Below are 13482 nucleotides of genomic sequence, written 5' to 3' on the forward strand. Positions count from 1 at the left end.
TTCCCCGATGTCAGCCGCTGAAGCCGGCCACGTTCTCCTTCGTGACCACCTTCACCGGCACCTTCACCGTCTCCTCGACCTTCTTGCCCTGGAGCGCCTTCAGGGCGTTGTCCACGGCGATCTTCCCGAGCTGTGAGGGCTGCTGCGCCACGGACGCGTACAGGGTGCCGCCCTCGACCGCCTTCAGTCCGTCAGGCGTGCCGTCGAAGCCGACCACGGAGACCGACTTGCCGGCCTTGGAGCCGAGGGCCTTGATCGCGCCGAGCGCCATCTCGTCGTTGGCGGCGATGACGCCCTGGACGTCCGGGTGGGCCTGGAGCAGGTTCGACATCACGTCGAGGCCCTTGGTGCGGTCGAAGTCGGCGGGCTGCTGGGCGACGACCTGGATGCCCGGGTAGGCCTTGAGGCCGTTCGCGAAGCCCTGCGCGCGCTCGCGGGCGGCGGAGGTGCCCGCCTGCCCCTGGAGGATCACGATCTTGCCCTTGCCGCCGAGCTTCTCACCGATCGACTTGGCGGCGAGCTCACCGCCGGCGACGTTGTCGGAGGCGACCAGTGTGTCCAACGTGGCGTTGTTGACGACGCGGTCGACGGCGATGACCGGGATCTTCGCCTTGTCGGCGGCCTTCACCGAGTTGCTCGCCGCGTCCGAGTCCACCGGGTTGACGATGATCGCGCCGAGTCCCGAGCTGGTGAAGTTCTGCAGCTGGTTGGCCTGCTGGGAGGCGTCGTTCTGCGCGTCCGTGACGGTCAGGTCCACGCCCAGCTTCTTCGCCTCGGCCTGGGCGCCCGCCCGGATCTGCACGAAGAAGGGGTTGTTGAGGGTGGACAGCGACAGGCCCATCTTCGGGGCGCTCGTGGCGGAGGAGCCGTTGTGCAGGAAGGACGTGGCGCCGACGATCGCGACGGTGACGACGGCCGCGAGCCCGTACGTCGCCGCCTGCTTGCCCTTGCCTCCTTGAGAAGTACCGGCGGCCGCCGGAGTGGCCCCCGCCTTGCGCCGCAGCGTGTCGAACAGCACCGCCAGCGCGATGACGACGCCGATGACGACCTGCTGCCAGAACGCCGACACGTTCAGCAAGTTCAGCCCGTTGCGCAGCACGGCCAGGATCAGTGCGCCGATCAGCGTGCCGGACGCCTTGCCCGTGCCGCCGGCCAGGGACGCGCCGCCGATGACGACCGCCGCGATGGCGTCCAGCTCGTAGCCGTCGGCTGCCTGCGGCTGTGCGGAGGACAGCCGGGCGGCGAGGACGACGCCCGCGACGGCGGCGAAGACGCCGGAGAAGGCGTAGATGGCGAGCTTCTGCTTCTTCACGCGCAGGCCGGACAGCCGCGCGGCCTCCTCGTTGCCACCGATCGCGTACATCGAGCGGCCGATGTAGGTACGGCCGAGCACGAACGCCGCGATCAGCCCCATCACGATCATGACGAGCACCGGCACCGGCAGCCAGCCGCCGAGCGTGTCCCCGAGGTGGGAGACCGAGCCGGGCAGCGCGATCGGCGAGCCCTCGGAGATGACGAGGGACAGACCGCGGGCCACCGACAGCATGGCCAGCGTCGCGATGAACGGCGGCAGCTTGCCGTAGGAGATCAGGATGCCGTTGACCAGGCCGCAGGCGATACCGGTGGCTATGGCCAGCAGGACGGCGACGAAGACGGGGACGCCCGCCGAGGTCGCGGTCCACGCGAGCACCGTGGCCGACAGCGCGGCGACGGAGCCGACCGACAGGTCGATGCCCGCCGAGACGATCACGAAGGTCACGCCGAAGGCGAGGATGGCGGTGACGGCCGCCTGGACGCCGACGTTCAGGAGGTTGTCCGTCGTCAGGAAGTCGCCGGACAGCGCCGACATCGCGATGACGAGGACGATGAGCGCGGTGAGCGCGCCGTTGTCGAGCAGCAGGCGGCGCAGGCCTCCCGAGGCGGCTCCCGCGTCCGTCGTGCTCTTGAGCGTGTCAGTGGCCACGGGAGGCCTCCTTGTCAGTGCTGGGGTTGCTTACGGCGAGCGCCATCACGGCGTCCTGGGTGGCCTCGTCGGAGGAGAGTTCGCCCGCGATCCGGCCCTGGGCCATCACCAGCACCCGGTCGCTCATGCCGAGCACCTCGGGCAGATCGCTGGAGATCATGAGTACGGCGGCACCGGCCGCCGTCAGTTCGTTGACGAGCTGGTAGATCTCGACCTTGGCGCCGACGTCGATACCGCGCGTCGGCTCGTCGAGGATCAGCACCTTGGTGTCGGCGAGCAGCCACTTGCCGATCACGACCTTCTGCTGGTTGCCGCCGGACAGCGTGCGCACGTGCTGGCCGAGTCCGGCCATCCGTACGCCGAGCTGCCCGGCGATCCGGGCGGCGGCCTCCCGCTGCCCCTTGAGGTCGACGAGCCCCGCGCGGGTGGCCGACCGCAGCGTCACCAGGCCGAGGTTCTCCTCGACCGAGGCGTCCAGCACCAGGCCCTGGCCCTTGCGGTCCTCGGGGATGAGGCCGATGCCGGCGGTCATGGCGGCGTTGACGTCGTGACCCTTCAGGGCGGCCCCGGAGACCTTCACGGCTCCCTTGTCGTACGGATCGGCCCCGAAGACCGCCCGCACGACCTCGGTACGACCGGCGCCCACGAGCCCGGCGATACCGACGACCTCCCCGGCGTGCACCGCGAAGCTGACGTCGTGGAAGACCCCGTTCCGGGTGAGTCCCTCGACGGACAGCAACGCGGAACCGCGATCGGCCCGCTCACGCGGGTACTGCTGCTCGATCGACCGCCCCACCATGAGCCGTACGAGCTCGTCCTCGGGCGTGGTGGCGGGCACCTGCCCGACGCTCTTCCCGTCCCGGATGACCGTGACCCGGTCGCCCAGGGCGGCGATCTCCTCCAGGTGGTGCGTGATGAAGACGATCCCGACACCGTCCTCGCGCAGCTTGCGCACGATCGCGAAGAGCTTCTCGACCTCCTCGGAGGTGAGCACGGCGGTCGGCTCGTCCATGATCAGCACGCGCGCGTCCAGGCTCAGCGCCTTGGCGATCTCGACCATCTGAAGGCGCGCGATACCGAGGTCCCGCACCCGCGCGCGGGGCGACACGTTCACGCCCACGCGCGCGAGGAGGACCTCGGCGTCTGCCTCCATCCGCTTGCGGTCGATCATCCCGAACCGGCGCGGCTGGCGCCCCAGGAAGATGTTCTCGGCGACCGTCAGATCGGGTACGAGGTTGAACTCCTGGTAGATGGTGGCGATCCCGAGCCGCTCGGAGTCCTGCGCACCCTGGATGCGCCTCTCCTCGCCGCCGACCAGGATGCGCCCGGCGTCGGGCGTGTAGGCGCCGGAGAGCATCTTGATGAGGGTGCTCTTGCCCGCGCCGTTCTCACCGAGCAGCACATGCACCTCGCCCCGGCGCAGGTCGAAGTCCACGCCGTCCAGCGCGACCACACCCGGGAAGGTCTTCCGTATGCCCTCGATGCGCAGCAACTCGTCCGCGTTGCTCACGTGTGGCTCCTGTTCTTGGCGGGGTGCTGCACAGCGGGGGCCTGTGCAGGGTCCGGCTCCGGGGAGGCCGGGTACGGCTCGCCGCACGAGCGGCGTACGACGAGCCGGGCGGGAAGGGTGACGGACTCCCCGGGCCGGCCCTCGATCCGGGCGACCAGCGCGCGCACGGCGGCACGCCCCAGCTCACCGGTCGGCTGGGCGATCGCGGTGACCGGCGGATCGGTGTGCACGAACCACGGGATGTCGTCGAAGGCGGCCAGCGCGATGTCGTCCGGTACGCGCACGCCACGCGCGCGTACGGCGTCCAGCGCGCCGAGCGCCATCAGGTTGTCGGCCGCGAACACGACCTCGGGCGGCTCGGCCAGGTCGAGGAATCCCTCGGTGACCCGGCGCCCGCTCTCGGCCTGGAAGTCGCCCTGCCCTATGTAGGCGTCGGGGAGTTCGAGGCCGTACGCGCCGAGCGCCTCCCGGAACGCCTCCACGCGCTCCCGGCCGGTCGTGGTCGCCGCCGGTCCCGCGATGATCGCGAGCCGCCGGTGCCCGAGCCCGTGCAGATGCGCCACGAGATCCCGTACGGCGGTCCGGCCGTCCGCCCGCACCACCGGCACGTCCACGCCCGGGATCCACCGGTCCACGAACACCATGGGTGTCCCGGCCCGCGCGGCGTCCAGCATCAGCGGCGAGCCTCCGTCTGTGGGGGAGACGAGCAGCCCGTCGATGCGCCGGTCCAGCAGGTTCCGTACGTGGTGGTCCTGGAGGTCGGGCCGCTCGTCGGCGTTGCCGATGATGACGCTGTAGCCGAGCGCGCGGGCCTCCTCCTCGACGGAGCGGGCCAGTTCGGTGAAGTACGGGTTCATCACGTCGCTGATGACCAGGCCGAGGGTGTGGGTCTGGTCGGTGCGCAGGGAGCGGGCGACGGCGTTCGGGCGGTAGCCCAGGGCCCCGACGGCGGACAGCACGCGTGCGCGTGCGTCGGCGCTGACCGACGGGTGGTCGTTCAGGACGCGCGAGACCGTGGCGACGGAGACGCCGGCCTCGGCAGCGACGTCCTTGATGCTGGCCACCGCCGCTCCACCTCCTTGTGGAAACGGAACCCGCCATGGGTTCGTGGAATCGATTACATCGACGGGTGGATGGAATCGATTACACGGCGGTAAATCAAGACCCCGGCGGCGGGTCGCAACCGGATCGTGATGTCGCGGGGAGCTCGCGTGCGGTTCACGCTGGAAGCACGGAGTCGTTCTCTTGAGGCCCATGCGGCCGGAGCGGAGGAGTCATGACGGCGGCGACCCGGAACGACGTACCCGTCGCCCTCGAAGGCGATGGAGTGGAGCTGCGCAGCTTGCCGATCGGGGGCGGCATGTCGGTGGGCTACATCAGCCTGCCCCAGGGCACGGACATGGGCCCGGCCCTCAAGGGCCTGCCCGACGACGCGTGCCAGTGCCCCCACTGGGGCTACCTGCTGAAGGGCCGGATCAGGATGCGTACGGCATCCGGCGAGGAGGAGTACGAGGCGGGACAGGCGTACTACTGGCCGCCCGGGCATGTCCCGCTGGCCCTGGAGGACAGCGAGCTGGTGGAGTTCTCCCCGACCGACGACTTCAAGCAGGTGATCGAGCACGTGGTGGCACAGTCCGGGTGAAACGAGAAGGGGAATCCCCGAGGACCGATGAGTTCCGCCGGCCGCGGCGGTCCACCCCTCATCGACCACAGGAGGAGCCTCGTGCCTCAGCTGCTGCGCGTGCAGAACTTCAACGTCTCGAGCGACGGATTCGGCGCCGGTGAGAACCAGAGCCTTGAACGGCCGTTCGGCCACGCCGACCCCGGGACCATGTTCGCGTGGGCCGGTGCCACGGCGAGCTGGCCGAACCGCACCGACCCCGGCGGCAGCCGCGGTCTCGACGACTACCTCACGCGCGACTTCGCACACAACATCGGCGCCGAGATCATGGGCCGCAACAAGTTCGGTCCCCAGCGCGGCCCCTGGCAGGACCACGAGTGGCAGGGCTGGTGGGGCGAGGAACCCCCGTTCCACACGCCGGTGTTCGTGATGACCCATCACCCGCGACCCTCGTTCACGCTCTCCGACACCACGTTCCACTTCGTCGGTGGCGACCCTGCCGACGTCCTCGCGCAGGCGCGGGAGGCGGCGCGGGGCAAGGACGTCCGACTCGGCGGCGGTGCCAAGGTCATCCGGGAGTTCCTCGAAGCCGACCTGGTCGACACGCTGCACGTGGCGGTCTCGCCGGGGGTGAAACTCGGATCCGGCTCACGGCTCTGGGAGTCGCCCGAGGAACTCCTCGACCGCTTCCACTGCGATGTGGTGCCGAGCCCCAGCGGGGTGACGCATCACCTGTTCTGGAGGAAGTGAGGCGTTTCCCCAGCCGCTGAGCCGCCGGCGCAACCACACCTAGGGGGTGGTTTTAAAAGTCCCGCACAGCGCCCAGGGGTGTTGACGGCCGCCTGCCCGAGCACGGCCCGGGACCGGCCGGCACCGACCGCACACCCCTCGTCGCCCACCGAAGCCGACCGTCACGAGTTCTGCGTTTGACGACAGCCCGGCACGGGGCTGCACTGGATTCATGGACGCTGCGGCGGCCCCGTCCTAGGGAGAGCAGCGATGACAACCATGGAGAGTTTCGACCTTCTGCAGCCGTACAAGATCGCCGAGGAGACGTTCGTCATCCCGTGGGCCCTTGAGGCCCCGCCGGTCGGCCACTTCCCGATGAACTCGATGGTGATCCGGGGAACCGAACCGGTCCTCGTGGACACCGGGGCGCCCGCGGTGCGCTCCCAGTGGCTGGAGGCGGCCTGGTCCATCGTGGATCCCCTGGACGTACGGTGGATCTTCCTCACCCACGACGACCGCGACCACGCCGGCAACCTCCTGGCGGTCCTCGCGGAATGCCCGAACGCGACCCTGCTGACGACATGGTTCTCCCTCGGCCGCATGGCCGAGGAGTGGGAGACTCCCATCAACCGGTGCCGCTTCATGACCGACGGCGACACGATCGACGCGGGCGATCGCACCCTGGTCGCCAAGCGACCGCCCCTGTACGACAACCCCACGACCCGAGCCCTCTTCGACTCGAAGGCCGGCGTCCTGTGGGCCGTAGACACCTTCGCCACGAACGTGCCGACCCCTATGCCCGAAATCGCGGCGCTGTCGCCTGACGAATTCCGCGACGGCCAGTTCTTCGGCGGAAGCCTGGTCTCCCCCTGGGTCGCCCTGCTGGACGCCCAGAAGTTCGGGACGGTCGTCACCGACTTCCAACACCTGAACGCCGAGGTCATCGCCGGCTGCCACTGCCCGGTCCTCCGCGGAGCCCAGATCCCCGAGGCCTACGACTTCCTCCGCCAGCTCCCCGGAATCCCACCGTGGGCAGAGTTCACCCAGACCGACCTGGACCAGTGGATGGCGGTTGCCGAGAGCTCGGTTCCGCCGGAGCAGCCGCGGCCGTCGGGGACGTGAGCGGCGCTGCCGCGCGGCGTCCCCGCCAAGGTGGCCGCCGGCGCCGAGGCGCTCCTGCCGCACGTCACGACGGTCACGCTGCCGGACGTGTCCCACCACGCCTTGCCTCATGCCGCTCCGGCGGAATCGGGCCGTCTCATCACCGGCTTCCTGGCGGGGGCCGGTGGTTGAGCCTCGGGTTCTGTGTGAGCCGTGTCCCCCTGCTCTCCGCGATCCGCCTGACGTCCCGCAGGCACTCGGTGAGCCGCAGGGCCAGGTAGTGCACTTCCACACTCGTCACCCGCCGCTCCGCGAGGAGTTCCTCGGCGTGCCCGAGCAGGTCGTCCGCCATGCCGAGCTGCACGTCCTCGATCTCGTCGGCGAGGCGTGAGACGTAACCGGTTCCGTCGCCCACGAGATAGCACGGCCTCCCGTCGGCACCGGTCCACGGCAACAGGCGCCCTACCGAAGCGTGTTCGCGCGTTCCATCGGTCATGCGCTTGCCTCCGCCGTCAGATAGGGGCGGACCAGCCGGTTGTCCTCACCACGCAGTGGTCGCTCCGCGGGGCGGCGGGCGGTCGTGACCCTGACGCCGTCGTGGCAGTACGGGCACGGGGCCGGTGCCGGCGATCGCCGTCGCCGCCCGCGAGGGGGGAACAGGATGCGGAGGAGCGGCTCGAGGAGCCGGGCGATGAGGTCTGTCATGTCTGTCGGCCTTCCCACCTGCGGTGACTGCGTTCTGTGGTGAATCACTCACAGAGTGGGGTCGGCCCTCGCTACGCTGCCAGGGGTCGGAGCTTGACATCGCGCTTGTCAAGAAGAGGAGGTGGCCGCATGGACGAACGCCGCGCCCTTCGAACGCCGCGTCAGAAGTACGGAGAGGAACTGCGGCTGCGGCGGGCAGCCGTCGGCCTTACCCAGGAGGAACTGGGTGACCAGGTCGTGTGCTCGCCCACGCTGATCAGCCACTTCGAGGCCGGGAGGCGCCTTCCGAAGCCGGATGACGCGCTGCGGATCGACCGGGCGCTGGGGACGGACGGGTTCTTTGCGAGGTGGCTGGAGGATCTGGAGTCGAAATACACCGATCACTTCGCCGCCGTGGCCGAGCTTGAGCAACTGGCCCTGCTGATCCAGCAGTTCGCGCTCTCGCTGGTCCCAGGAGTGCTACAGACCGACGACTACGCGCGCGCTCTCTTCCGTGCGTACCGACCGAATCACACGCCCGAGGAACTTGACGAGCTCGTTGTCATCCGAACAAAGCGTCGCCGAATCCTTGACGGGCCGGCGCAGCCCGTGGTCTGGACACTGCTTGACGAGGCGGTTCTTCGACGTTGTGTGGGCGGGCCGCAGGTCATGGCCGAGCAGTTGCACAAGATTGCGGACATGGCCGAGTCAGGGCGACTGCGCTTGCACGTCCATCCCTACGGCGTGGGGGCGCACGCGCTCATGCAGAGTCTGCTCACGCTCATGACATTCGAGGACTCGGCCCCGGTGGCCTATGTCGAGGGCTTCCAGACCGGGAACTTGATGGACGATCCCGCCCTGGTGAGCGCCTGTCAGACCGCTTACGCTCTGGCCCTGAGCGACGCGTTGTCGCAGCAGGAGTCACTGTCCCTAGTCAGGGCGGCAGCGGAGGAACACGCGCATGGTCACCAATGAGCGCACCATCACCAAGTGGTACAAGTCCAGCTACAGCGGCGGCGACCAAGGTGAATGCCTGGAAGTAGCCCACGGCCACCCCGACATCCCCGTCCGAGACAGCAAAACCATCCCCGGCCCCACCTTGACCTTCTCCACCAGCGGCTGGGCCGCCTTCGTGACCGCCCTCAAGGACGGGCACCTCAACGCCGCAAGCTGTAACTGACCAGCGACGCCCCCACCACCGACCCGAACGCCGGTACCAGGAACTGTGTGAACGCTGTCCAGCCCCACACGATCCCGGCGAGCGCCGCCGTCGTGTTGACGGCCAGGGCCAGGATCCACAGGGCGACGCTCTGGGCCTGAGGTGACATCGTTCCTCAATTCACTGCGAATCAAGCCTGAATTCTCCCACGGGAATGGCAGCCGAAAAGGACAGCCACGATGCTTGAACTGTAAAGCTTCGGGCTGTTGTTGTGAATTCACCGTGAAAGAAGACCGGCTGCCCGCATACTGATCGGTCGCTTTATTCAAGGGCGTTGTCCTACCCGGGCGGTACGGTCCCCTCATGACCGATCAGGGCGAGCGGCGACTGGCCACGCTGGAAGGCGTACTCGAGCGCATCACCTACGCCAACGAGGAGAACGGCTACACGGTCGCCCGGGTCGACACCGGCAGAGGCGGCGGCGACCTGCTCACGGTCGTGGGCGCGCTGCTCGGTGCCCAGGTCGGCGAGTCCCTGCGCATGGAGGGCCGTTGGGGGTCGCATCAGCAGTACGGCAAGCAGTTCCACGTGGAGAACTACACGACCGTCCTGCCGGCCACCGTCCAGGGCATCCGCCGCTACCTCGGCTCAGGTCTGGTCAAGGGCATCGGCCCGGTCTTCGCCGACCGGATCACTCAGCACTTCGGGCTGGACACCCTCCAGATCATCGAGGAGGAGCCCAAGCGGCTGATCGAGGTCCCGGGCCTCGGACCCAAGCGGACGAAGAAGATCGCCGACGCCTGGGAGGAACAGAAGGCCATCAAGGAGGTCATGCTCTTCCTCCAGACCGTCGAGGTGTCCACGTCCATCGCCGTGCGCATCTACAAGAAGTACGGCGACGCCTCCATCTCCGTCGTGAAGAACCAGCCCTACCGGCTCGCGTCCGACGTCTGGGGCATCGGCTTCCTCACCGCCGACAAGATCGCCCAGTCCGTCGGCATCCCGCACGACAGCCCGGAGCGCGTCAAGGCGGGCCTGCAGTACGCGCTGTCGCAGTCCACCGACCAGGGCCACTGCTTCCTCCCCGAGGAACAGCTGATCAAGGACGCGGTCAAGCTCCTCCAGGTCGACACGGGCCTGGTCATCGAGTGCCTGGCCGAGCTGGCCGAGCCGGGGGAGGGCGGCGAGGAGCCCGGCGTCGTACGGGAGAAGGTTCCGGGGCCGGACGGAGGGGAGCCGGTCACCGCCATCTACCTCGTGCCCTTCCACCGCGCCGAACTCTCCCTCTCCGCCCAGCTGCTGCGCCTGCTGCGCACCGAGGAGGACCGGATGCCGGGCTTCCGTGCGGTGGCCTGGGACAAGGCCCTCACCTGGCTCAAGGCGCGCACGGGTGCCGACCTCGCCCCGGAGCAGGAGGCCGCCGTCAAGCTGGCCCTGACCGAGAAGGTCGCCGTCCTCACCGGCGGCCCCGGCTGCGGCAAGTCCTTCACGGTCCGCTCGATCGTGGAGCTGGCCCGCGCCAGGAAGGCGAAGGTCGTGCTCGCCGCCCCGACCGGCCGGGCCGCCAAGCGCCTGTCCGAGCTCACCGGCGCCGAGGCCTCCACGGTCCACCGCCTGCTGGAGCTGAAACCCGGCGGCGACGCGGCCTACGACCGGGACCGTCCGCTGGACGCCGACCTGGTGGTGGTCGACGAGGCGTCCATGCTGGACCTGCTCCTCGCCAACAAGCTCGTGAAAGCTGTGCCCCCGGGCGCGCATCTGCTGTTCGTCGGCGACGTGGACCAGTTGCCGAGCGTGGGTGCGGGGGAGGTGCTGCGGGACCTGCTCGCCGAAGGGGGACCGATCCCCGCCGTCCGCCTGACCCGGGTCTTCCGGCAGGCGCAGCAGTCGGGCGTGGTGACGAACGCCCACCGGATCAACGCCGGCCAACACCCGGTCACCGACGGCATGAAGGACTTCTTCCTCTTCGTCGAGGACGACACGGAGGCCGCCGGGCGGCTCACCGTGGACGTGGCGGCGCGTCGTATCCCCGCCAAGTTCGGGCTGGACCCGCGCCGAGACGTCCAAGTGCTCGCCCCCATGCACCGGGGCCCGGCGGGCGCGGGCACCCTGAACGGTCTGCTCCAGCAGGCCATCACCCCCGGCCGCCCCGACGTGAACGAGAAGCGGTTCGGCGGCCGGGTCTTCCGGGTCGGGGACAAAGTCACCCAGATTCGCAACAATTACGAGAAGGGCGAGAACGGCGTCTTCAACGGCACCGTGGGCGTGGTGACCTCGCTCGACCCGGTCGACCAGCGGCTGACCGTGCTGACGGACGAGGACGAGGAGGTTCCGTACGACTTCGACGAGCTCGACGAGCTGGCGCACGCGTACGCCGTGACGATCCACCGCTCCCAGGGCAGCGAGTATCCGGCGGTCGTCATCCCGGTCACCACGGGCGCCTGGATGATGCTCCAGCGGAACCTGCTGTACACCGCGGTCACCCGGGCCAAGCGGCTGGTCGTCCTCGTCGGTTCGCGCAAGGCGATCGGCCAGGCGGTGCGCACGGTGTCGGCGGGCCGGCGGTGCACGGCACTCGATTTCCGGCTCGGATCGCACGGATCGCGAAAAGATGATCGATCAAATGAGTCGTGAAGGTCACAGAGGCTTCCGGATGGGGAACACAGGGGGCAGGATGAGCAAGTTGGCGGCACTCAGTGCCGTCAATAGGCCCGATGGTCGACCCCGAGTGCACTCTCCTGAGCCAAGTGGGGGATGGTAGAGACAGTCAGGGCAACCTCGAAGATGAGGCACAACGTCGGTGAGGGAAGACGTGAGCGACAACTCTGTAGTACTGCGGTACGGCGACGGCGAGTACACCTACCCGGTGATCGACAGCACCGTCGGGGACAAGGGCTTCGACATCGGGAAGCTCCGTGCCCAGACCGGTCTGGTGACACTGGACAGCGGTTACGGCAACACCGCCGCGTACAAATCCGCCATTACCTACCTGGACGGCGAAGCGGGCATCCTGCGGTACCGCGGCTACCCGATCGAGCAGCTGGCCGAGCGCTCCACCTTCCTGGAGGTCGCCTACCTGCTGATCAACGGCGAGCTGCCGACCGTCGACGAGCTCTCGACGTTCCAGAACGACATCACGCAGCACACCCTGCTGCACGAGGACGTCAAGAACTTCTACAAGGGCTTCCCGCGTGACGCCCACCCGATGGCCATGCTGTCCTCGGTCGTCTCGGCGCTGTCCACGTTCTACCAGGACAGCCACAACCCGTTCGACGAGCGCCAGCGGAACCTCTCCACGACCCGCCTGCTCGCCAAGCTCCCGACGATCGCGGCGTACGCGTACAAGAAGTCGATCGGTCACCCGTTCGTCTACCCGCGCAACGACCTCGGTTACGTCGAGAACTTCCTCCGCATGACCTTCTCGGTCCCCGCGCAGGAGTACGACCTGGACCCGACCGTGGTCTCCGCGCTCGACAAGCTGCTGATCCTGCACGCGGACCACGAGCAGAACTGTTCGACGTCCACGGTCCGCCTCGTCGGCTCCTCGCAGGCGAACATGTTCGCCTCGATCTCCGCCGGCATCAACGCCCTGTGGGGCCCGCTGCACGGCGGCGCCAACCAGTCGGTGCTGGAGATGCTGGAGGGCATCCGCGACTCCGGCGGCGACGTCGACACCTTCATCCGCAAGGTGAAGAACAAGGAGGACGGCGTCCGCCTGATGGGCTTCGGCCACCGGGTCTACAAGAACTTCGACCCGCGCGCCAAGATCATCAAGGCCGCCGCGCACGACGTGCTGTCCGCGCTCGGCAAGTCCGACGAGCTGCTGGACATCGCGCTGAAGCTGGAGGAGCACGCGCTCTCCGACGACTACTTCGTCTCGCGCAGCCTCTACCCGAACGTCGACTTCTACACCGGTCTGATCTACCGGGCCATGGGCTTCCCGACCGAGATGTTCACGGTCCTGTTCGCCCTCGGCCGGCTGCCGGGCTGGATCGCCCAGTGGCACGAGATGATCAAGGAGCCGGGCTCCCGCATCGGCCGCCCGCGCCAGATCTACACGGGCGTGGTCGAGCGCGACTTCGTTCCCGTCGAGGCCCGCTGAGCGTAGTACCGCACGAGCCCCCGCATCCGACATCCGGATGCGGGGGCTCTCGTGTGATCCCTCGTGTGGTCTCCCGCGTGTTCTTCGCGTGAGGCTGCGGGGAGGAGATCTCTTACGTGATCTCTTACGTGATTTCTTACGCAATGAAGAAGGCGCCCCGGAACGTCAGTCCCCCCACGGGCCGACGGCCAGGGCGCCTTCCCAGTCCCGGTGCGGATTCCCCCCACGGGATCCGGCCGGGCGTCTGTGAGGACAGCGCCTGAATCGCTGCGAGCACAACGAGCAAAACTCGTCATGCCTCTGTCGTGTGCGATCTGCCGGGACAGCGCACGTCCGGGAGGGCCGCTCAAAGCTTCCCGGTGTGCGTGTCCCGGCAACGCATCTCTGGAGAAGTCCCCCAAGACATCTCCAGATGTCAGGTCACGCCCCCCAAGACGCTCCCTGACATCGTCAACTTAGACCTTCGAACCCCTTCGATGGTTACGTTCACATCACTGTGATCTGCGTCTCTTGCATATGTCCGTTAGCTGCGCAAGAGCCCGGAAATGCCGTCCGGGACTCAAGCGTAAGGATGATGCGCGAGCCTTGTGAAGAGCTTATGTGAGCCGGGCCC

Annotated in this window: 12 protein-coding genes; 7 read left to right on the top strand and 5 right to left on the bottom strand. The window is 68.5% G+C overall.

Annotation, left to right across the window (positions count from 1 at the left end; all coding sequences use genetic code 11):
• Window positions 1-10: 10 nt before the first annotated feature.
• From OG542_RS25995 to OG542_RS26005, 3 genes are read right to left on the bottom strand one after another with little or no spacing between them, the layout of a single operon-like run.
• Window positions 11-1963, bottom strand: a complete 1953-nt coding sequence (locus OG542_RS25995) for an ABC transporter permease/substrate-binding protein (protein WP_328413857.1) — start codon at window positions 1961-1963, stop codon at window positions 11-13.
• Complete coding sequence (locus OG542_RS26000; protein WP_328413858.1) at window positions 1953-3473, bottom strand: sugar ABC transporter ATP-binding protein; 1521 nt, start codon at window positions 3471-3473, stop codon at window positions 1953-1955. Before OG542_RS26000 ends, OG542_RS25995 begins: the two co-directional genes overlap by 11 nt.
• Window positions 3470-4537 carry a LacI family DNA-binding transcriptional regulator gene (locus OG542_RS26005; RefSeq protein ID WP_311125825.1) on the bottom strand — a complete coding sequence of 356 codons (1068 nt, stop codon included), beginning with the start codon at window positions 4535-4537 and terminating at the stop codon, window positions 3470-3472. The genes OG542_RS26000 and OG542_RS26005 overlap by 4 nt, the downstream gene beginning before the upstream one ends.
• Before the next feature lie 212 nt (window positions 4538-4749).
• Here OG542_RS26005 and OG542_RS26010 point away from each other — a divergent pair, with 212 nt between their 5' ends.
• From OG542_RS26010 to OG542_RS26020, 3 genes are all read left to right on the top strand, one after another.
• Window positions 4750-5115 carry a cupin domain-containing protein gene (locus tag OG542_RS26010; RefSeq protein WP_328338936.1) on the top strand — a complete coding sequence of 122 codons (366 nt, stop codon included), beginning with the start codon at window positions 4750-4752 and terminating at the stop codon, window positions 5113-5115.
• Between the two features lie 81 nt (window positions 5116-5196).
• Entirely contained in the window at window positions 5197-5844 is a 648-nt protein-coding gene (locus OG542_RS26015) for a dihydrofolate reductase family protein (RefSeq protein WP_328413859.1), read from the top strand.
• Between the two features lie 249 nt (window positions 5845-6093).
• The gene (locus OG542_RS26020) at window positions 6094-6945 is read left to right on the top strand and encodes an MBL fold metallo-hydrolase (RefSeq protein ID WP_328413860.1); all 852 of its coding nucleotides are present in this window, start codon (window positions 6094-6096) and stop codon (window positions 6943-6945) included.
• 139 nt (window positions 6946-7084) lie between these two features.
• Here the strand turns inward: OG542_RS26020 and OG542_RS26025 are convergent, their stop codons facing one another.
• Window positions 7085-7420, bottom strand: a complete 336-nt coding sequence (locus OG542_RS26025; RefSeq protein WP_328413861.1) for a hypothetical protein — start codon at window positions 7418-7420, stop codon at window positions 7085-7087.
• 338 nt (window positions 7421-7758) lie between these two features.
• On the opposite strand from OG542_RS26025, the gene OG542_RS26030 reads away from it, so the two are divergent.
• Both OG542_RS26030 and OG542_RS26035 read left to right on the top strand, forming a co-directional pair.
• Complete coding sequence (locus OG542_RS26030) at window positions 7759-8583, top strand: helix-turn-helix domain-containing protein (RefSeq protein WP_193478188.1); 825 nt, start codon at window positions 7759-7761, stop codon at window positions 8581-8583.
• Window positions 8570-8788, top strand: coding sequence for a DUF397 domain-containing protein (locus tag OG542_RS26035; protein ID WP_311125821.1), 219 nt, complete (start codon window positions 8570-8572; stop codon window positions 8786-8788). The genes OG542_RS26030 and OG542_RS26035 overlap by 14 nt, the downstream gene beginning before the upstream one ends.
• Here OG542_RS26035 and OG542_RS26040 read toward each other — a convergent pair.
• Entirely contained in the window at window positions 8766-8936 is a 171-nt protein-coding gene (locus tag OG542_RS26040) for a hypothetical protein (RefSeq protein ID WP_193478186.1), read from the bottom strand. The genes OG542_RS26035 and OG542_RS26040 overlap by 23 nt on opposite strands.
• Window positions 8937-9130: 194 nt before the next feature.
• Between OG542_RS26040 and recD2 the strand changes: the two genes are divergently transcribed.
• Both recD2 and OG542_RS26050 read left to right on the top strand, forming a co-directional pair.
• Window positions 9131-11401, top strand: a complete 2271-nt coding sequence (gene recD2 / locus OG542_RS26045; RefSeq protein WP_328413862.1) for an SF1B family DNA helicase RecD2 — start codon at window positions 9131-9133, stop codon at window positions 11399-11401.
• 178 nt (window positions 11402-11579) lie between these two features.
• Window positions 11580-12869: a citrate synthase gene (locus tag OG542_RS26050; protein WP_184592880.1), complete on the top strand. Its 1290-nt coding sequence runs from the start codon at window positions 11580-11582 to the stop codon at window positions 12867-12869.
• The last annotated feature ends 613 nt before the right edge of the window (window positions 12870-13482 follow it).

Origin of the sequence: Streptomyces violaceus (assembly GCF_036014075.1) — a bacterium.
GTDB classification, from domain to species: Bacteria; Actinomycetota; Actinomycetes; order Streptomycetales; family Streptomycetaceae; genus Streptomyces; species Streptomyces violaceus.